This window comes from Micromonospora sp. SYSU B005, from assembly GCF_055362685.1.
The window spans coordinates 46,104-65,273 of sequence record NZ_JAXCFU010000012.1 but is presented as its reverse complement, the minus strand read 5'-3'; the positions used below and the strand labels follow the sequence as shown (position 1 = coordinate 65,273).

The 19,170-nt window shown below is 66.8% G+C and carries 18 protein-coding genes and 1 pseudogene; 9 read left to right on the top strand and 10 right to left on the bottom strand.

What is annotated here, in order from left to right:
• Window positions 1-55 precede the first annotated feature (55 nt).
• Complete coding sequence (locus tag SM452_RS23995; protein ID WP_463840745.1) at window positions 56-691, top strand: DUF6082 family protein; 636 nt, start codon at window positions 56-58, stop codon at window positions 689-691.
• A 137-nt stretch (window positions 692-828) separates the two neighbouring features.
• Here the strand turns inward: SM452_RS23995 and SM452_RS23990 are convergent, their stop codons facing one another.
• Window positions 829-1,050 carry a DUF397 domain-containing protein gene (locus tag SM452_RS23990; RefSeq protein WP_463840744.1) on the bottom strand — a complete coding sequence of 74 codons (222 nt, stop codon included), beginning with the start codon at window positions 1,048-1,050 and terminating at the stop codon, window positions 829-831.
• A gap of 241 nt (window positions 1,051-1,291) precedes the next feature.
• On the opposite strand from SM452_RS23990, the gene SM452_RS23985 reads away from it, so the two are divergent.
• Window positions 1,292-1,450 (top strand): hypothetical protein, encoded by a 159-nt coding sequence (locus SM452_RS23985; protein WP_463840743.1) that lies wholly within the window; start codon window positions 1,292-1,294, stop codon window positions 1,448-1,450.
• Window positions 1,451-1,793: 343 nt separating this feature from the next.
• On the opposite strand, the pseudogene SM452_RS23980 reads toward SM452_RS23985, so the two are convergent.
• From SM452_RS23980 to SM452_RS23970, 3 genes and pseudogenes are all read right to left on the bottom strand, one after another.
• Window positions 1,794-2,854 (bottom strand): annotated as a pseudogene (locus SM452_RS23980) (IS110 family RNA-guided transposase).
• 212 nt (window positions 2,855-3,066) lie between these two features.
• Window positions 3,067-5,358, bottom strand: coding sequence for an NACHT domain-containing protein (locus SM452_RS23975; protein WP_463840742.1), 2,292 nt, complete (start codon window positions 5,356-5,358; stop codon window positions 3,067-3,069).
• A 61-nt stretch (window positions 5,359-5,419) separates the two neighbouring features.
• Window positions 5,420-6,652, bottom strand: coding sequence for an IS701 family transposase (locus SM452_RS23970; protein WP_463840778.1), 1,233 nt, complete (start codon window positions 6,650-6,652; stop codon window positions 5,420-5,422).
• A gap of 188 nt (window positions 6,653-6,840) precedes the next feature.
• On the opposite strand from SM452_RS23970, the gene SM452_RS23965 reads away from it, so the two are divergent.
• The 3 genes from SM452_RS23965 (at window position 6,841) to SM452_RS23955 (ending at window position 8,254) form a co-directional block, all read left to right on the top strand.
• A complete protein-coding gene (locus SM452_RS23965; protein ID WP_463840777.1) occupies window positions 6,841-7,056 on the top strand; it encodes an ABC transporter permease in 216 nt (71 codons plus the stop codon).
• Between the two features lie 45 nt (window positions 7,057-7,101).
• Window positions 7,102-7,638: a phosphatase PAP2 family protein gene (locus tag SM452_RS23960; RefSeq protein ID WP_463840741.1), complete on the top strand. Its 537-nt coding sequence runs from the start codon at window positions 7,102-7,104 to the stop codon at window positions 7,636-7,638.
• A 193-nt stretch (window positions 7,639-7,831) separates the two neighbouring features.
• Window positions 7,832-8,254, top strand: a complete 423-nt coding sequence (locus SM452_RS23955) for a DUF7144 family membrane protein (protein ID WP_463840740.1) — start codon at window positions 7,832-7,834, stop codon at window positions 8,252-8,254.
• Window positions 8,255-8,348: 94 nt separating this feature from the next.
• Here the strand turns inward: SM452_RS23955 and SM452_RS23950 are convergent, their stop codons facing one another.
• From SM452_RS23950 to SM452_RS23925, 6 genes are all read right to left on the bottom strand, one after another.
• Window positions 8,349-9,986 carry a hypothetical protein gene (locus SM452_RS23950; RefSeq protein ID WP_463840739.1) on the bottom strand — a complete coding sequence of 546 codons (1,638 nt, stop codon included), beginning with the start codon at window positions 9,984-9,986 and terminating at the stop codon, window positions 8,349-8,351.
• Between the two features lie 267 nt (window positions 9,987-10,253).
• Complete coding sequence (locus tag SM452_RS23945) at window positions 10,254-11,177, bottom strand: LysR substrate-binding domain-containing protein (protein ID WP_463840738.1); 924 nt, start codon at window positions 11,175-11,177, stop codon at window positions 10,254-10,256.
• A gap of 41 nt (window positions 11,178-11,218) precedes the next feature.
• On the bottom strand, window positions 11,219-12,301 hold the full coding sequence (locus SM452_RS23940; protein ID WP_463840737.1) for a YeiH family protein: 1,083 nt from the start codon (window positions 12,299-12,301) through the stop codon (window positions 11,219-11,221).
• A 260-nt stretch (window positions 12,302-12,561) separates the two neighbouring features.
• Window positions 12,562-12,789, bottom strand: coding sequence for a hypothetical protein (locus tag SM452_RS23935; RefSeq protein ID WP_435153905.1), 228 nt, complete (start codon window positions 12,787-12,789; stop codon window positions 12,562-12,564).
• A gap of 194 nt (window positions 12,790-12,983) precedes the next feature.
• The gene (locus SM452_RS23930; protein WP_435153907.1) at window positions 12,984-13,661 is read right to left on the bottom strand and encodes a response regulator; all 678 of its coding nucleotides are present in this window, start codon (window positions 13,659-13,661) and stop codon (window positions 12,984-12,986) included.
• Window positions 13,658-15,301 (bottom strand): sensor histidine kinase, encoded by a 1,644-nt coding sequence (locus SM452_RS23925; RefSeq protein ID WP_463840736.1) that lies wholly within the window; start codon window positions 15,299-15,301, stop codon window positions 13,658-13,660. Before SM452_RS23925 ends, SM452_RS23930 begins: the two co-directional genes overlap by 4 nt.
• Window positions 15,302-15,469: 168 nt before the next feature.
• Between SM452_RS23925 and SM452_RS23920 the strand changes: the two genes are divergently transcribed.
• The 4 genes from SM452_RS23920 to SM452_RS23905 are packed head-to-tail and all read left to right on the top strand — an operon-like array spanning window position 15,470 to window position 18,974.
• A complete protein-coding gene (locus SM452_RS23920) occupies window positions 15,470-16,450 on the top strand; it encodes a Bug family tripartite tricarboxylate transporter substrate binding protein (protein WP_435153911.1) in 981 nt (326 codons plus the stop codon).
• Window positions 16,447-17,076, top strand: a complete 630-nt coding sequence (locus SM452_RS23915) for a tripartite tricarboxylate transporter TctB family protein (RefSeq protein ID WP_463840735.1) — start codon at window positions 16,447-16,449, stop codon at window positions 17,074-17,076. Before SM452_RS23920 ends, SM452_RS23915 begins: the two co-directional genes overlap by 4 nt.
• Entirely contained in the window at window positions 17,077-18,579 is a 1,503-nt protein-coding gene (locus tag SM452_RS23910) for a tripartite tricarboxylate transporter permease (RefSeq protein WP_356961807.1), read from the top strand.
• Window positions 18,576-18,974 carry a universal stress protein gene (locus tag SM452_RS23905; protein ID WP_435153916.1) on the top strand — a complete coding sequence of 133 codons (399 nt, stop codon included), beginning with the start codon at window positions 18,576-18,578 and terminating at the stop codon, window positions 18,972-18,974. Before SM452_RS23910 ends, SM452_RS23905 begins: the two co-directional genes overlap by 4 nt.
• Window positions 18,975-19,170: the final 196 nt, after the last annotated feature.

Sequence of the window (19,170 nt, the reverse complement as noted above, 5' to 3'; positions counted from 1 at the left end):
GGCGTCGATATCTTTGATGGGCCTAGTTGCGCTTTCCCCCGTAGCAATGACCTGGATGGCGGATCTTTCGGTGCGGTGGAGTGACCTCTCGGACATTGGTCAGGCATACGGGGGCACATCAGCCGTACTTTCGGCCCTAGCCCTCATTGGCGTCTCGATATCCTTGCTAATTCAAAACAATCTAAACAGGATTAGTCAGGTCCATTTGATTCGACAAAGGCAGTTTGACATCGTAAAACTGGCGCTCGAGAATCCACAGTTTCTTTACGTTGATGGATCAACTGCCACTGGCGATCCCAATGCGGCGCTAAAGGTGTACGCGAATCTATTTGTGGGCCACTGGGCAATGGTGTGGGATCTCGGCGAGATGAAAGAAAATACGCTGCACATCGTGGCGCGGCGCCTATTCGAGTCAGAGGTAGCTCGCGAATGGTGGGAGGCGAACGGGGGCTCATATCTTAGCTCGCGTCGCCGGAAGCGTTTTTTCGCCATCTTGTCCGAGGAGTGCGAAACTGCCGCCCGATATGCTACGGAAACCTTGAAGAGTCGAGAAGTTGAGGTTACCGCTTCAGGTTTGGAGCAACAATCCTCGCAAGGCTCCCGCCATCTCTTCATCACCGGCATCGCAGCAGGAGTCGCGATTGGAATCCTGCTACAGCCGACGGCGCGACGGGTTTTCGGCAGATTTTGACGCCCAGTCCGATGCCCGCGAATCCACCGAGTGCGGTCAGAGACCAGGCGCGTCCACCGCTCTGCGGCGATTACCGGGGAGTGCGCCCTTGCTGGACAGTGGTCAACCGAACCGCTATGGGTCATTCATTGTCGGACTTACCCGGAGCATGCATGTTCGCGGTAAAAGCCAGCGCGGACGTTGGAGATAAAAACCCTCCAGGCTGAATTATGGAAGGTGAGAACTGCGCCGCCGGGATTTTTCGAGTCCCTTACTAGGGCATGATTCCGACGTCTTGTCATCTCGATGCACTCCTGGGTCAATGTGCTGCGACTGCTCTTGATCCAATTTAGCGGCCGATTGTCGCAATCCTCGGACATTTAATCGAAGCCCCCTTGCTCATGACCGCGCCGATCCTACTCCTCTTTCAGAGAGCGCCGAGCGTAAAAGTATCTAGACTACGAGGGGATCGTCGCACAGGCTGTGCGACGGGCGTCCATGACGTATGGAAGTCAGAGCGTCGGCGCAGTCAGCGGGAGGCCACCGGCTGTGCTGCAATTCGACCGCAAGAGTACAGCGCGAGTCCACCTCGATCCGCTGCGTAGACCACGGTCTAGATCAATGGCTGCGGCACGGGTGGACATCGAGCGGTGCGTGCGATGGCTGCAGTATGGGCGCAGACACCAGCCCTCGACCGTCTCCCGCTGGCTGTCCGTCGTGGTCGGCTTCTACCGGGTCTGCATCATCGACGCCATCCTGGGGCACTCACCAGCCGACTAACTTGATCTTTAACCTTCAAGGGTCTTGTGGGGATCCTGGCTGATCACGGAAACAGTCCTTGGTCGATGAGCTTCTTGTCCAGCGAGAGCATCAATAACCAAGGGCTGTTCTGGTGATCAGTGTGCATGACCGTGGTTTGGATGATGGGGTTGGGGAACCTGGGCAGGTTCCGGCGGGTGTTCGACGTGTTGGCTGCGGCCGGACGGGCATACCTGCCGCAGCGGATCCTGTGTCACACCTACGGACGCGGCAAGGATCAGACCATCATGATCCCGGGGCTGGCCGTATTCGATGGTCGTGGGCCGGGAATCGGGCCGAAGTTAGTGAGATGCTTCTATAACTGTCAACTGGTGCTGGTAGCTGGTTGGGCGTTGTTGAGGGTTCGGAAGAGTTGCCTGCTGATGTAGCGCTTGAGGTTGCGCATGACCTCGCGTTTGGTGCGGCCTTCGGCGGTGCGGCGGGTGACGTAGCCGCGGGTGCGGGAGTCGTGGCCCGTACGGACCAGTGCGACGGTGTAGAGGGCTCGGTTGAGGCGTCGGTCGCCGCCACGGTTGAGTCGGTGTCGAGTGGTGTTGCCGGATGAGGCCGGTAGCGGTGATGCGCCGGCAAGGGCGGCGAATGCGGCCTCCGAGCGGATGCGTCCGGGATGCGACCAGGCCAGCAGGACCGTCGCGGCGACGACCGGGCCGACGCCGGGTAGGTCCAGTAGCTGCGGCGCCTGCTGAGAGACGGCTGCCTGCAGGGCGCGTGGTTGGCAGCGAGTTCAGTGTCGAGGGCGCGGATGCGCCGGGCCAGGCGGATGGCCTCGGTTCGGCAGACGGTCAGGGTCGGGTCTTCGCCGCGGGTGCGCCAGGCCGCGATGGTGGTGATGGTCGTCGTGGTCAGGGCGCGGCGGGCGTCGACGTCGAGGTCGACGGTGCGCAGCAGCGCGGTCAGTGCGTTGACCGCGCGGGTGCGTTCACCGCTCATCTGTTCTCGGGCGACGGTCAAGACCCGCAAGATGGGGTTGGCAGCGGTCGTGCGGGGCCAGCGCAACTGGTTGACGTCCAGGCCACGTGCTGCTTGGGCCATAGCGACGGCGTCCAGCGCATCGCTCTTGCCGCGGCCGCGCCGGCTGATGGCCGCGATGTCGGGTGCTTCGGCGACGACCAGGCCCGCTGCGGTGAGCTGCTTCGTGAAGACGGCGCCGTAGGAACCGGCGCCGTCGATGACGATCAGCACCGGCGCGTCCTGGGTGTGGCGTTGGATCCAGCCGGCAGCACGACGCAGCCCGGCCAGGCTGGTCGGGAACTGGGCGTGTTGCCCGACCGCGCCGGTGTCGGCGGTGATCAGGGCAAGGGTGTGTGAAGCGGCGTGGGTGTCCACGCCGATGACGAAGTCGTACTGGTCTGCGACGATGGCCATTGCGGCGGACTGCCTTCCCGGGAGACGTCGTGACGGCGCCGGCCCAGGAATATGTTCTCGAGGCAGGACTGTGATGAGCCACGATCCGCGGCCACGGATCGGGCAAGCTACCAGCAACACTTGACAGTTATAGAAGCATCTCAGTGGACTGCGCCGTTGGACGCGGTGCGGCTACAGCTCATCAGCTTTGAATTCCCTTTCATACCCTGCCGTCAACCTGAGGGCATGGTGAACAACACCGAAGAGCCGGCGCCCGCTAAGGGCGCAGGTCCCACCACAGTCACTAGACCCTGAACCCACCGGACCAAGAACTCGCGCACATGTAGAGGTACCGCCCTCTTCTCGAGCTCGCGCTTGAAGGCCCTCTGCGCGTGCTCGTCGCCCTCGCGGCCCGTTCGGGCAAGATCGAAAATGTGGACAGGCTTTGTAGCAGGCACACGCGCTTCCAGGTAAGGCAGCGACAGCACGAGATGGCTCGCAAGATCCTCACCCGACGGTGGTATTGGCTCCTGCTCGATGCGCCGAAACGTGAAGGACGACTCTGCCTCAAAGTGCGGCAACCACGGCGTCAGATGGCGTATCAGCTGCTCACGCACTAGGTGTGCGGTCTCCTCCAACGGATGGGGCTGGTCAGGTGCGACGCCGATGTCATCGACGAGAAGCCCCACCACCCGCGGGTATCCAGCTCCGCTCAGCGCCATGTCCGACACGTAGAGGGGAAGCGCACCATAGTTGGCGATGACGTCGCTCAAGGCATCATCATTACTAAGCTGCGCCCACGGCCGTCTACGACGCCACCGTTCATGCGCCAGCTCGTGCCGCTCCTCCAACTCATCCTGCAGCTCCGTCCATACCGCAGCACGCTTTTGATCCTCAGTTAGCAGACGGCGGGGCAGCACGGAAAGGAGGAAATGGGCTACGTCGTCGTCTGCCTCCAGTCGATCACGGAAGGCTTCTGCGAGCCTGCGGCGGATGAACGTGAGATTCCCCGGCAGGCTCTGGTACAGCAGGGCGTATAGCGGGCCATCGGCTGCCTCCAAAGCCCAGAAGAGTGTCGGCATCACCTGAAAGCGATCGGCTTCGCCGAAGGCGCATGAGCGGCTCACCGCGAGGTCAACGACTCGACACGTCACCTCCGGCGTCACACACACGTCACCAAGAGCACGTGCGCAGAAGGCAAGGAGCGCGTCTCGTTCGTCCTGCGCTGTCACCCGGTCGACGTCGTCGAGCGCGAGTCGGAGCGCCGCGTCACCGCCATCGTCGACGTTGCGATCGATCAGCTGCAGCGCGAGCTGGGCTACGACCTCCCACTGGTTGCGGCGCACGCGTGGCCTGATTTGCTTCCAGACCTTCGCCGGAGTTCTCGATCGGCGTACGAGATGCTCTGCGGCGAAGTACTCCAGGAAGGTGCGGTGGGAAAACCCGAAGATCGGCTCTGTAGCGGTGGAGCCGACTTCCACCAAGATCCACGCACGACCGGCGCAGTAGTCCAGGAACTCCGCCGCCACGGTCGACGCCTGGTCCTCGTCGAACCCTTTGCCGGTCAGATGTCGCTCCAGGGCTGCCTTGATGCGGCCGCGCGGTTGCTCAGGAACCTTGTGCCGGGTGAGTAGTGTCCACGCCAAGTCTTGAACAGCGGAACGGACTCGGCCTTCGAACCCCAGCGCGCGGGAGATGCCCCGCATCTGGTCCCACTGCTCGAAGACCATCAGCGCGCACCGCTCGTAGATCTGTCCGCGATTGCGAGGAATGAAATGATCGGTGGCGTACATGGAACACAGCACGCTGAGCAGCAAAGGGCTGCTGCGCAGGTCGTCTATCCGTTCGCTTTCCCGCAGAAACGCGCTGGCCAAACGCGCCCGTTCAGTAGGTGGTAGCCCATCGTCGAGATGAAACCATCGCCGCACGTAGGACTCGACACGTTCGGTATCGAACGCGGCGAGCACACAGGTGCGAAACAGCGTGGCGTCGAGCGCGGCCTGCACGTAGCCGACCCGGCGCGACGTCGCGATCACCGGCACGAGCGGGTAGAGCAACACGAAGCCCTTGACGAGGTCTGCGACACGGTTGCGAAGGCTGATGTCGGTCAGCTCGTCCAGCCCGTCGAGAATGACCACAGCCCGGCCGTTCATCAGCAGGTACTCCACCGTGTCGGTGGTGAGGCTGACGTTGTACGGGTCCTTCGCGACGCTTACGAGGTGCTCGATCAGCGTGCGATCACCTGCCTCCAGGGCAGCCGAGAAATGACGGAGCACGACCAGTAGCGGCACTATGGTGCCGTGCGGGTCGGCCGCCAAGTCGTGGGCAAGCTTCGCCGCCAGCGTCGACTTACCTGCCCCTGGATCGCCCAGGATCACGTGCCGGCGTCCCGGATCGACTAGCTCGTCGAAGCTAACTGCGGTCTCGTGCGGTGAATCTAGGTGTAACGATGGCGCCACGTAGAGCTGGTCCCAGGGAACGCTGCGCACCTTGCCGTTATGCGGCATGCGCAGATCGCCGTGCACTGAGGCGACCTGTGCGCGCAAGCGCGCCGACTCATCATGTATGCGGCTTAGTACTCCAACGTCATTTGGCCTGTCTGCGCTGGTAGTGGGATCGGCGGGCGCGGGCTTGGGATGTTCGTCGCCAGAGCGACCAGTGCAGGGTGTGCTCTGGCGGGAGCGATGTGGCGAGGACGAAGGCGTTGAGGAGTCGGCGGATCTCGGCGACGGTCAACGCGATGATCTTCGGGTCGGTGTCGGGCTGCTGGGCTGCGAGGATGGTCAGGACGGCCAGGGCGAGCATGGCCAGGGTGATGAATCGGTGCCAGCCGGTCCAACTGCGGACCTGGTAATGGTCCAGACCGACCTGACCTTTGCCGGTCTGGAACAGCTCCTCGATGCTCCAACGGGAGCCGGCGACGGTCGCGAGGGTGTGCAGCGGCACTGGGCGGGGTGACCAGCACAGGTAGAAGGCCAGCTCGCCGGTGGTGCGGTTACGGCGGATAAGCAGCCATCGGTGCTCGCCGGGTTGGGTGGCCGTGGTGATCCAGGCCCACAGGTAGTCGCGGGGACCTTTCGCGCCCGGCCCGCAGCTGTGGGGCTGCCATTCGCGGGTGGGTATCCGCTCGGCGAGGTCGTCGACGCGGATGAGGGTGCGGCCGTTGTTGACCGCCACGCGTCGGTCGCAGCCGACGGCCAGCACGTAACCGATCCCATAGTGTTCGAGGTCAGCGCGTAGGCCGGGGTCGGCGCCGTAGACCTCGTCGCCGGTCACCCACGCGAACGGGATTTCGGCGTCCACCGCGGCGGCGATCATCTGCCGGGCCAGGGCCGGCTTCGTGGCGAACCCGACCTGGTCGGGAACGCCGGCGGCGGTGAGACGCTCAGGCCGGTCGCACCACGTCGTCTCGGGTAGGTAGAGCCGGCGGTCGATCATCGCCCGCCCCAGAGGTGAGACGTAGGCGAGGAACACCCCGACCTGGCTGTTCTCGACGCGGCCGGCGGTGCCGGTGTACTGCCGCTGGACCCCGACCGAACACAGGCCCTTCTTCAGGAAGCCGGTCTCGTCGCAGGCCAGCACCGCGTTGGGGTGGCCGAGTTGCTCGATCAGCCAGGCCCGAACGTCGTCGCGGACGGTGTCGGCGTCCCACACAGCCGTGCGCAGCAGCCGCTGCATCGCCTGCGGATCATCGTGGCCAGCCCGTTCCGCGATGGACCAGCAGGTCTTGCGCTCCACGCCCGACAGCAGTCCTTCCACGAACTGCCCGGCGGTCCGACGCGGCTCTGCCCGCACGAACCGGTCAGCGACACGCGTCACCGCCTCGTCCAGGATGACCCGCCACCCGGCGGGGTTTACGCTGTGGCACGCGGCCACCGCACGATCTTCGGTTGTCTTCACAAACCATCGATGATCAACGCGGTGGCCGTCTTCATGCCCGCGCCACGCCCAACGCCAGAGCCAAGTGACGTTGGAGTACTAGGCTCGCCGGGGACGCGGGGCAGGCGCTGATTCCCGCGCTGGACCAGACCCGCACGGTAGGGCTGGTCACGCTCCCCGGAGCCTTCGCGCGGGCGTGCTGCTCGGCGGCGGCACACCCGTCGGCTGGGGCGGCCCAACTGCTGGTCCTCGTCGCGCTGTTGGCCGTTGAGGCGATCGCCGTCGGGGTGACCGTCGAACTGGTCGCCAACGGGCTGCTTCGCCGACCGGAACCCCGCGGATAACCCGATCTCCCCGACTTCCCGCCACTGAGTCGGCAGGATGACATGGTGAACTACCGCCTGTTCGAACTCATCAACGATCACGCCGGGCGCATCGACGGTATCGACGACGTCATGGAGTTCGCCGCGACCAGGCTGCTGTATCTGATCTTCGCAGTCACCGCTCTGCTTGCGGTGGCGAGACTGCGCCGCCGACGAATACGCCCGGTCGTCGAGCTCGGGGCCGCCCTGGTCCTCGCCTTCGTCGCAGCCACCGTCCTGGCGCATTCGAACAGTCAGCAGCGCCCATTCCAGAGTCATCATGTGCACCAGCTGATCCCTCACGATGCGGGAGTCTCGCTGCCCAGCGACCACGCTACCGCCGCGTTTGCGCTGGCGTTCGGCGTTTACGCCTTCCTGGGCCGCCGGTGGGGCGTGGTACTGGCCGGCGCGGCGCTCGTCGTCGGGGTCGCCCGCGTCTGGGTCGGCGTGCACTACCCAGGCGACATCCTCGCCGCGGCAGTCATCGCCGGCCTCTGCGTCGTGGCCGTCAGCCTGACGAGCCACCGCCGGCATCACCTCGGCGTCCCGCATCGAAGAACGTAGCGGGGCACAGTTCTCGACCCGCCAGAGGCCGCCCGCAGCGGTGACGCTCGTAGGGAAGTCTCGCACCGGCCGCTGGGACTGGCTCGGCCCCGCAAGGATCGGAGCGGCGCAGGCACAGCAGAGAGCCCCAATACGTGTCTGCCCGCCACATCGACGCTCTTACCAGCAGGTGCGAGCATCAATGGGAGGTGTGGTGGCCGACGGGAACGCAGGTGACCGGGGCCTACGGCTGGCGGCTGTCTTGCTGGGCCTGGCCGGGATCTTCGACGCGGTAGCTGGTGCGGCCGACCTGAGTGGCGCCCGCTACGTCTCCGTTGCCGAAGGTGCAGTGCATGAGCACGACCTCACCGGCTGGGCCTGGCTGCATCTGGCCGTCGGGGTTTTCACGGCACTGGCCGGAGCCCTCGGACCGCTCCGCCGGCGTTGGTCGACGTTCCTGGCTGTGGCCGCGGTGGTGATCTTCGTCGGGCTCCACCTGTTCTTCCTCACCTATTACCCGGTCCGCACGGTGCTGGTGCTCGGACTGGTACTGGCTGCCGCCCGCTTGCTGATCATCAATCGACCTCGCGCTGTGGCTCGAGAGAGTCCGGGTGACGCTACCCGCAGGCGCACGTAAGGTTCGCGCTCGACCCAGCACCAGCACCGTCTGCCCCGGCGAGTGACTCGGGCTCCGCCGGCTCCGCGGTGGGCTGTCAACATACGAGGGCGGATCAGTCGGTTGGCTGGCACACCTTTCCCGTGAAAACGGGATCGGGTTGCCGGAATGCGGACCAGGCCGGATTGGCGGCGATGGGCAGGGGCGGGGCCTGCCAGGCGGCGCCGAGACGTTGAAGGTAGGGGTACTCCTCGCGTTCCTGCTGGATCGGTTCGCCGGAGAGGAAGGCCAGGAGCCGGTCTTCGACCAGGCTGCGGTTGAGAAGGCCTCCGTGCACGCCGGGCATCTGGAAGACGGGGATCCGGCTGTACTCGCCGGGCGGTGCCTCTGCGGCCGTGGTGGTGGGAATGAAAGCCACCATCCGGATTCCGGGCACCGGACACATGAGTTGGTTGCGGTAGAACGGCGCGTCGTCGACCAGGGAGCGGATGAACGGTTCGTCGGGACCGGCATGCGGGCCACCGAACAGGCGCATCGCGCCGAACACGATACGTAGCTGCGATCCAGTCGCCACGCCCCAGCCGTGGTTCTCACGTGGAGGCGGGTAGTAGGCGCGGCCCGCGTTGATCAGGGGACTGAACATGGCCAGTGTGTCGACGGCGGGGTGCGCTCGCTGCTGAAGGTAGGTTCGGGCGACGATGGCGCCTTCGCTTTCCCCGATGAGGGCGATCGGCCGGCCGGTGCGTTGGTGTAGTCGTCGCACCTGTTCGTCGAGGAGTCCCACGCTGTCCGTCACCGAGATCGTGGTGTCGTGCGGCTGGTAGGGCAGGGGTGTGCCGTCCCGGCTCAACCCTCGGTAGGAGAACCTCTCGACACGATTGTCGAGAGGTTGCTCGCCTTCGTACGACGACCCGTAACCTGCGAGGACGATGACTGCCTGCGGCACGTCGGGCGGCAGCGGATGGTCGAGGACCACCGCCTCGGCCCGCAGGCTCTTGTCCGGCACGGCGTCCACCATCGGGGGGATGAGCAACGGCACCGCGAGGGCGAGAACCGCCGCGACGGGAGTCGCCGGCAACCTCACCCACCGTGTCGATGGATTGATCAGCGCGGTACGGACCGTCCGGTTCCACAGCAGCCCGTTGACCACCCCGGCCGCGGCGGCCACCGGCACCGACCACCAGCCCGGCAGACTCCAGCACAACGCGCCGGCCACGGTCAGGACCACGAAGTTCAGCATCGACCATCCCACCAGCGAGACCGATGGCAGGCCTCGCCACCACGGCCCTACCACAGCTGCCCGTTGCAGGAAGGGCGCCAGCAGGAACAACGGCACCAGGGAGGCCAGCAGGACCCAGGACAGCGCCACCACCGACGCGGCCACCGAGATCAAGGCCCACGGGGCTACGAAGACCGCCACCAACGCGGCGAGCCCGACATTCCGTTTCATCAGCCACCGCGCCGATGGCCGAGGCACCTCAGCCGGCCATGCCAACATCACCAGCAGTGTGTGGAAGAGCCCTCGGGCCACCACCAGCAAACTGAGCCAGAACACGAATGATGGCCAGGAGTCGTGGTAGACATACAGCCACCGCAGGTCGTGGTAGGTGTCGTACGGCCATACCGCCGCCGCCTGCGGCGCGAGGCCCCGCGCCGCGACGAAACCCAGCGAGACCAAGACGACGGCCTCGACCGTCGGAGACACCGCGGTCAGCAGCAGCAGGCCCACCAGTCTGCGGTCCGCGACCAGCACGCCGCCTCCTCACCATTGCCCTCTGCATGAAGATTTCCGCACACCAGGCCCAAACGGAGGCGTATCCCGCAACATCGCTACCCGATAGGAACGAGCACCGCCAGGACCCGACAAACCATGACCGCGCTTGCCGACGGCTGTGCCGCCGATACGGAAGCGACGTCACCCGTGTGGCTGCATTTCTTCGGGCATATCCTGAGGTTCCGCATCCGCACGGTCCGGCGCGACGACAATGGGCCGGCGTGGCAGGCGCCGCGCCGCTGGGTGCTATCGCCGGGTGGCAGGAGCGGCGGCGATCGCCAGCAGTTCCGTCGCGACGGCGGTCGGGCTACGGCCCAGCCACAGGGCGTGCAACGGGCGTGTCAGCGGGAGACCCTCGACGCGGAGCTCGACCAGTTCGCCCGCTGCTACGGCGGGCGCGGCCGCACGCGCGCTGACCACACCGATGCCACCCCCGGCACGGACCGTGGAGAGGATCGTGGTGGTCGAGCCGAGGCTGATGGCATGCGGCAGCGACGGCGCGAAGCCGAGGGCGCACTCGACAGCGTTCAGGAACGTGTCGCGGGTGCCGGAGCCGGGCTCGCGCAGCAACAGGGGCTGATCGGCGAGGTCGGTCGGCCGCAACGCGCGCCAGGCGTGCGCGGCGAGCGGGTAGTCGGCGGCGACGACAAGGGCGAGCCGGTCGTCGCCCACGGCGCGGGCGCCCAGATCGGGCGGGATGTCGGGTGACTCGACGAACCCCACGTCCACCGCGCCCGAGCGGACGGCCTCGACGACGCCGCGGCTGTTCGATACGTGGGCTGAGATATCCAGTTCGGGATGGACGCGGCGCAGCGTCAGCAGCCAAGCCGGCAGCAGGTACTCGGCCACGGTGAGACTCGCCGAGATACGCAGTCGCGCCTGCCGGTCGGCGCGCAACGCCAGAACTCCGTCGGCCAGGTTCTGCGCGGCGTCGATTACGGTACGTGACCAGACGACCACCGTCTCGCCGGCGGGTGTGAGAAGGCTGCCGCGCCGCGAACGCATCAGCAGTGGTACGCCGAGCCGGCGCTCCAGCCTGGCAAGCCGAGCACTGGCGCTGGGCTGGGTGATCCCGTGCGCCCGCGCCGCCCGCCCTACGCTCCCCGTCTCGGCAACGGACAGCAGCAGGTCGAGCGCCGGCAGGTCGCTTATCCAGGCGGGCAGTGGCATCTCGCGCAGTCTGTCACAGGCAACTCGCCGTACCGCCTTCGTCAGCAGGTCAGCAGGTGTTGCGTGGCCAAGCTGGCTGAGCTGACCGCGACCCAGAGGATCAGGCCGAGCAGCAACGGCCGTGCACCGGTGCGCCGCAGGGCGGCCACGTCGGTGGACAGACCGACGGCGGCGAGGGCGATCGCGATGAACAGCAGCGCCACCTGGTGTGCGGTGGTCTGGATGGCGGCGGGGATGAGCCCACCCGTGTTCAGCGCGGCCACGACGAGGAACGCGACCAGGAACCAGGGCACGACAGAAACCGCGAGCCGGACCCTCGACGTCTCCGGCCGGACCTCGCGGCGGTGGTTCAGGGCCGCGAGCACCAGGACGATCGGGATGATCATCAGGGTGCGGGCGAGCTTGACGACCACCGCGTATTCCGTGGCGTCCTGGTGGTACGCGCTCGCCGCCGCGACCACCGAGCTCGTGTCGTTGACGGCGGTGCCCGCGAAGAGACCGAACGCGTGCGCGCTCATCCCCAGCGCGTGCCCGAGCGGTGGAAAGATCAGCACGGCTGCCACGTTGAAGAGGAAGATCGTCGAGATCGCGTACGCCACGTCGTTGCTCTTCGCCCGGATCACCGGGGTCGTCGCCGCGATGGCGGAGGCACCGCAGATGCCGGTGCCTACACCGATCAGGGTGCGCAGATCGCGAGGAACACCGAGCGCCCGGCCCACCAACCAGGCCAACAGCAGGCAAGGCCCGAGCGTACCCAGCATCACCGGCAACGATCCCGCGCTCACCGACAGCACCTCGGCGAGCGACAACTCAGCGCCGAGCAACACGACTGACACCTGAAGCAGCCAGCCCTTGGCCAGGTGCAGCCCCGGCGCCATCGCCTCGGACCGGCGCCGCGTCAGCGGACTCAGCAAGACCCCGGCCACAACGGAGAAGACGGGCGCGCCGACCACGGGAACCGACGTGGCGGCCACCGTCGCGGCAAGCCCCAGCGACACCGCCGCGCCGAGCCCGGCGGCTCCGGGTACGCGGCGACGGCCGGGCAGGTCAGCGAGAACGATCACCCGTTCAGGCTTCGCGTACGCGGCGCCTGGCGGTAGTGAGCATTCCCGGACTTCAGTCATAGCCAACGCCTATGGCTTGCCCTCACTTGCCGACGCGGATTCCCGGACCGTTCATCGGTAAAGGTCGGTCCTCCTGGGGTTGCACGGAGCGTCGTAAGCCAAGCGTTCCGGGCCTGGCGTGGCAGGCTGACAGCCTTGAGTCGGTCGACATGCCGGGCGCCGTTCCGCCGGTGACCGGGTCCTGGCCCCGCTGACCGACACGCGACCACAGCTGTCCGGCCGCCCCGCAGCGGTGGCGGCCGGACAGCTGTGCGGGTCGGCTACCTGCAGGGGGCGGGTGAGACGGGTATGGCCCGGCGGCGCCGACGGGTGAGCATGCCGAGGCTGCTGAGCTGCGCGAGCAGTGGCCAGTCGGCGAAGTCGCTGCGGGCGGTGACCGCGCCTGTGGTGGAGTCGACGGCGATTCGGTCCTTCCCGACCGGCCAGGTGTTGTCGACCTGGGCGACGGTCCATGCCAGGCCGGACTCCGCGGCAGGGCTGATCTCCACTGGCCCCGAGAGTCCGGTGCCGCGCGCGAAGGTCAGGACGATGTCGTAGGACGCCGGACTGTCCGCCGTGCCGGTCGTCGCCCCACCGTGCTGGCGCTGCGCCGTTCCGCCCGGCCCGGACCCGGTTCAGCCCTTGATGGAGTACGGGCCGAACGTGCTGCAGGTCTTCGGATGCTGGGTCGACATCGCCTCGGCTAACGGCCAGTCCAGCGGTAACGGCGCTCCGGCCGTCCGGTGCTTCCGTATTTGAGAGTAACCGCGGCCTGGCCGGCTGTGGTGAAGTGCTCAAGGTAGCGGCGGGCGCTGACCCGGGAGATGCCGATCTGATTCGCGCACTCCGCAGCGGAAACGGTGCCCGTTTGCTCCCGGAGGATCTGTTCGACCAGTCCAGCAGTCTCCGGGCTCAGGCCACGGGGCAGGGCGGGCGCGCCGGTGATCGGGCTGCTGGACGTGAGCGCCCGGTCGATATCCGCTTGGTCGCAGACCACGCTGTTCGAGAAAGTGCTACGCCGGGCCGCGTACTGTTCGAGCCTGCCTCGCAGTTCCTCGAAGCTGAACGGTTTGAGGAGGTAGTTGACCGCGCCGTACCGGACGGCCCTCCGTACCGTGTCGACTTCCCGGGCAGCGCTGATGACGAGGACGTCGCAGTCATGCCCGGTGGCGTGCAGCCTGGCGACGACGTCGAGGCCGAACATGTCCGGAAGGTACAAGTCGAGCAGCACCAGGTCGGGGCGTAACTGCTCCACCGCGGCGATCGCCTGTTCACCGGTGCTCGTGGTCGCCACGACCCGGAAACCTTCGAGACGTTCGACGAAACCGCGATGGATCCGGGCCACCATGAAGTCGTCGTCAACGATCAGCACGTCGATCACGGCCCTGCCTCCAGCGGAGCTACCGACATTCGCGCTGTGAACATCGCGCCCTCATCGGTGTTCGTCACTGCGACCTCTCCGCCGCGACGGTGACAGACCATGCGGGTGAGCGCGAGGCCGATACCCCGTTCACCGCCCTCTGCCGCTTTCGTCGTGAAACCGTGGGCGAACACTTCCTGTGCCAGTCGGGGAGCGATCCCCGGCCCCGAGTCACGGACGACGATCTCGATCGATGCGGAATCCTGACGCAACTCGACTTCCACCCACTGGTTCCCGGCGGCCGGCCTGCTGTTGATGTCCGGGCCGGCGCCGGAATCCGCGGGGGAGACATTCCGGCCTCCTGCGACGGCTTCGACGGCGTTGTCCACGAGGTTGCCCAACACCGTACCCACATCGGCCGATACCGCCATGTCCAGCCGGCCCAACCTGGTCCGCTCAGAGATCCGCAGTTCCACGCGGCGCTCGGCGGCGACCGCCGATTTGGCCGTGAGCAGAGCTGCCACCGCAGTGTCGTGGATCCGGCTCGTCACCGCGAGGTCCAGGGAGGCGCGATGCCGGCTGAGCGCCTCGACATACCGGACCACCTCCTCGTGCTCACCGATCTGGATCAGCCCGGAGATGGTGTGCAGCTGATTCGCGAACTCGTGTGTCTGTGCGCGCAGTGACTCGGTGGTACTGCGAAAGGAACCGATCTCCTGCTCCAGGCGGGCCAGCTCGGTCCGGTCCCGCAGTGTGGTGACCGAGCCGAGCCGCCGGCCGTCCTTGTTCACCGTCATCCGGCTCATCACGAGCACCCGGCCGCCCCGAACCACGACCTGGTCCCGCGTCTCCCGCGCGCTGCCCGCCCCCGCGAGTACGTCGCGTAACCGGCCCTCAATCCTAAGCTCCGACAGGCTGCGGCCGAGGCAATGTTCGGGCAGGTCGAGCAATCGGCGGCCGACAGAGTTGACCAGCGTGACCCGGTGTTGCGGATCGAGTGCGATGACTCCTTCGGCTATGCCGTGCAGCAGCGCCTCCCGGTGCTCCGCCAGACCGGCGATCTCCCGCGGTTCGAGGCCGAGGGTCTGCCGCTTGATGCGCCGGGCCAGCAGCCATGATCCGAGTACTCCGAGGGCGCTGGCTATGCCGAGGTAGGTGAAGAGGTAGGACGAAGCGCCGACCAGTCGCTGCCACCAGGACGGAAGTGCCTCGCCGACCATCACCACGCCCAGATGCCGTCCGAGGTTCTCCTTCTTGCGGTCGCCCAGGACCGGTACCTGTGCCACCAGCTCGCGTGTTCCGCCCACCGCCAGCTCGCCGAACCAGCTTCGACCGCCGGCGACCCTCGGATCACCGAGCACCATGAGGCTGCCGACCAGCGTCGGGTTGGTGGAGGTGACTATCCGTCCGCTGTCATCGGCGACGCTGACGGTGGTCACGTTCGCCTGAACCGGCAGGTTCTGCACCAGGGACGCGATCGTCTCCCCGGGCGCCGGCCGGTCGAGGCGGTCCCGTAGCAGCGGGTTTCCGGCGAGTTGTTCGCCGAGGGCAGCAACACGGCGGCCTTCGACCCGGTTGAAGGTAGCCGCCGACTGCGCCAGCGACACGGCCGCCACCGCTGCGAGCACCACGACGATGATCGCGAGTTGGAGAGCGAGCAACTGCCCGGCGAGCGTACGACGCCGAGGCGTGACCGCGACCACAAAGACCTCAACTTCCGCTGGTGACACAAGGCAGACGGGGAGCCGGCGTCGGGGTCATCATCTTGCCGCCGGTCTGAATCGAAACGGAAGAGAAACCTGATGGCAACCAAAAGAAATGCGCTACTCGTGGGCGTCTCCGTAACCATGGCGCTTGCCCTGGTGGGCTGCGGCGCCACGGCAGAAGAGGGCGAGGCGGGCGCCGGCGGCGACGGCAAGCCGATCACCGGTCTACGCATCATGGTGCCGAACAGCCCCGGTGGTGGATACGACACCACGGCCCGCACGGCGGCGAAGGTGATGGAAGATGCCAAGATCGCCGCTGGCGTGCAGGTGTTCAACCTGCCCGGTGCAGGCGGCACGGTCGGACTGCAGCGCATCGTGAACGAGAAGGGCAACGGCAAGCTCGCGATGCAGATGGGGCTGGGGGTGGTCGGCGCCTCGTACACCTCGAAGTCGTCGGCCACTCTGACCGATACCACCCCGCTGGCCAAAATGATCGAGGAAGCAGGCGCGGTCGTCGTGCCGAAGAACTCGCCGTACCGGACGATCAACGACTTGGTCACGGCCTGGAAGGCCAACCCGGAGGGCCTCGCTGTCGGCGGCGGCTCGTCCCCCGGCGGCCCCGACCACCTGCTGCCGATGCAATTGGCCAAGACCATCGGCATCGACCCGCGACAGGTCAACTACATCTCGTACGACGGTGGAGGCGAGCTACTGCCAGCCCTGCTCGGAGGCAAGGTGGCCTTCGGCGCAAGTGGGTTCGGGGAGTTCCTCGATCAGGTCGAGGCCGGGCAGCTCCGGGTTCTCGCGGTGACCAGCGAAGCGCCTGTCGGCGCGCTTCCGGAGGTACCGACGCTGAAGTCCGCGGGTATCGACCTCGTCTTCACCAACTGGCGGGGCATTGTCGCACCGCCCGGCATCAGCGACGCCGACAAGAAGCTGTGGATCGATGCGTTGACCAGGATGCACGACTCCGCCGAGTGGAAGACCGAACTCACCAAGCGGGGCTGGACCGATGCGTTCGTCACAGGCGATCAGTTCGCCGCCTTCCTCGCCCAGCAGGACAAGTCGGTGGCTGACCTGCTCAAGCAGCTCGGCCTGGCATGACCGGCCGGCCGAGCCGATCGGATCGGGACGGCGGTTCGCCGTCTCGGTTCCCGGCGTTGTCTGACATTCCGATCCAGCCCGCGCCTGAGCCGTCGGACGCGGTACGAGCGGCCGACGCTCCGCGTTCCGCAGCGGATGCGTCGAAGCCGGACCGCGCACAGTACGTCGTCTGCATCTTCCTGGCGCTGGTCGGGATCATGGTCGTCGTCGACGCGACCCAGATCGGTCAGGCGGTGAGCAGCACCGACCCGCTCGGCCCACGGCCGGTGCCGATCCTGCTCGGAACGCTGCTCATGGTCGTCGCGGTGGTCTACGCCGTGGATGTGGCTCGTGGCGGCGTCGGCGAGCCGGAGGCCGGCGAGGACGTCGACCTGGCCACCCCTGTCGACTGGCGCACCGTCCTGCTTCTCGTCGCGGCGTTCCTGACCAACGCAGTGTTGATCGAGCCGCTCGGCTGGGTGATCAGTGGCACGTTGCTCTTCTGGGGCACGGCCTTCGCGCTCGGCAGCCGCGGCCACGTCCGGAACCTGCTGATCGCCGTGGGACTCTCGCTCATCACGTTCTACACATTCGCCATCGGGCTCGGCATCAGCCTGCCCGCCGGCGTGCTGCGAGGAATCCTCTAGATGCAGAACCTCCATTCGCTTCTCGACGGGTTCGCCCACGTGGCGACGCCGATGAACCTGCTCATCGCGCTTCTCGGTGTCACCATCGGCACAGCGGTCGGTGTACTACCGGGCATCGGCCCCGCGATGACAGTGGCGCTGCTGCTGCCGGTGACGTACGGCATGGAGCCCACCCAGGCCTTCATCATGTTCGCCGGCATCTTCTACGGCGGAATGTACGGCGGATCGACGACGTCGATCCTGCTCAACACTCCCGGTGAGTCCTCGTCGGTGGTGACCGCGATCGAGGGCAACAAGATGGCAAAGGCCGGCCGGGCAGCGCAGGCGCTGGCCACCGCCGCGATCGGGTCGTTCGTCGCCGGAACCATCGCCACCCTGCTGCTTGTGGTCATCACCCCGCCGGTGGTCCGGTTCGCGGTCAGCCTCGGCGCGCCGGACTACTTCGCCCTGATGCTGCTGTCGTTCGTCGCCGTCACCTCGGTGCTGGGCGCCTCCCGGATACGCGGTTTCGCCTCGCTGCTGATCGGCCTGGTCATCGGAGTGGTGGGGATCGACAGGGTGACCGGTCAACAGCGGCTCACCTTCGGTGTGCCGCAGCTCGCAGACGGCATCGACGTGGTTGTGGTGGCTGTCGGGATCTTCGCCGTGGGCGAAGCACTCTGGATCGCCGCGCACCTCCGACGCCGTCCGGCCGAGGTGATCCCGGTCGGCCGGCCGTGGATGGGCCGCGACGACTGGCGCCGGTCCTGGAAGCCCTGGCTGCGCGGCACCGCTTACGGATTCCCGTTCGGGGCGCTACCCGCGGGCGGCGCTGAGATACCCACGTTCCTGTCGTATGCCACCGAGAAGAAGTTGTCCAAGCACCGGGACGAGTTCGGTCGGGGAGCGATCGAAGGCGTTGCCGGCCCCGAGGCGGCCAACAACGCGTCCGCCGCCGGCACGCTGGTACCGATGCTCGCCATCGGCCTGCCCACCAATGCCACCGCCGCGGTGATGCTGGCCGCCTTCGAGCAGTACGGCATCCAACCCGGCCCGCTGCTCTTCGAGCGGGAGTCGGGTCTGGTCTGGACGCTCATCGCCAGCCTCTTCGTCGGGAATCTGCTGCTGCTGGTGCTGAATCTCCCGCTCGCGCCCGCCTGGGCGCGGCTGCTTCGGATTCCTCGACCGTATCTCTACGCCGGCATCCTCTTCTTCGCGTCGATGGGCGCGTACGCCGTCAACGCACAGCCGTTCGACCTTTTCCTGCTGCTCGTACTCGGCCTGCTCGGCTTCGGCCTGCGCCGGTTCGGGCTGCCGATCCTGCCGCTGATAGTCGGGGTGATCCTGGCTCCGCGCGCCGAACTGCAGGGCCGCCGGGCGTTGCAGCTGTCCGGTGGAGAGTGGCACGGGCTGCTGGGCGGCTGGGTGTCGGGTCTGATCTACACCACCGTACTGGTGGTGCTCTTCTGGCCGTTGGTCCGGCGGTTCGTCCTCCGCCGGCGTGCAAGGATGGTGACAGGGTGACCGTTCTGGTGGGATACGTTCCATCCCCGATGGGAATGGCGGCCCTGCAGGCCGCGATCGGACAAGCGCGATTCCGCGACGAGCCGGTGCTCGTGGTGAACACCTCGCGGGGAGATGCCTACGTCGATCCCTGCTTCGCCCAGCAGCCCGACCTGGACGCGGTGACCCGCGAGCTGACCGCGTCCGGGGTACCGTTCGCGATCAGGCAGCTCATGCAGGGTCGGGACGCCGCCGAGGAGATAGCCGACCTCGCCGAGGCGCAGGACGTGTCGTTGGTAGTCATCGGAATCCGGCATCGAAGCCCGATCGGCAAGCTGATCTTGGGCTCGACCGCACAGGAGATCCTGCTCCGGGTCTCCTGTCCGGTCCTCGCGGTGAAGGCCGCGACACCATGAAGGATATTTCGGCCAGCGGGCGCCGTCCCGCTGGCCTATCCCCCGATGAGCCGTAGCCGCCGGGTCACCACCCCGAACCCCCTGACGGTTCATGAATGCGCGCGAAGCTTCCGCCCGCCATTGCCGCCGAGACTGCGACGCTTTCTTGACGACATGCCCTCGCTCGAGGACGGGGGAGTAGCGCCTACCCGGCCTG

Bases quoted from the DNA above. Each gene is read 5' to 3' on its own strand.
- SM452_RS23945 (WP_463840738.1), bottom strand. From the start codon at position 11,177: ATGCCACTGCCCGCCTGGATAAGCGACCTGCCGGCGCTCGACCTGCTG.
- SM452_RS23985 (WP_463840743.1), top strand. From the start codon at position 1,292: ATGGCTGCGGCACGGGTGGACATCGAGCGGTGCGTGCGATGGCTGCAG.
- SM452_RS23990 (WP_463840744.1), bottom strand. From the start codon at position 1,050: ATGTCCGAGGATTGCGACAATCGGCCGCTAAATTGGATCAAGAGCAGT.
- SM452_RS23910 (WP_356961807.1), top strand. From the start codon at position 17,077: ATGCAGAACCTCCATTCGCTTCTCGACGGGTTCGCCCACGTGGCGACG.
- SM452_RS23995 (WP_463840745.1), top strand. From the start codon at position 56: ATGGCGGATCTTTCGGTGCGGTGGAGTGACCTCTCGGACATTGGTCAG.
- SM452_RS23915 (WP_463840735.1), top strand. From the start codon at position 16,447: ATGACCGGCCGGCCGAGCCGATCGGATCGGGACGGCGGTTCGCCGTCT.
- SM452_RS23940 (WP_463840737.1), bottom strand. From the start codon at position 12,301: ATGACTGAAGTCCGGGAATGCTCACTACCGCCAGGCGCCGCGTACGCG.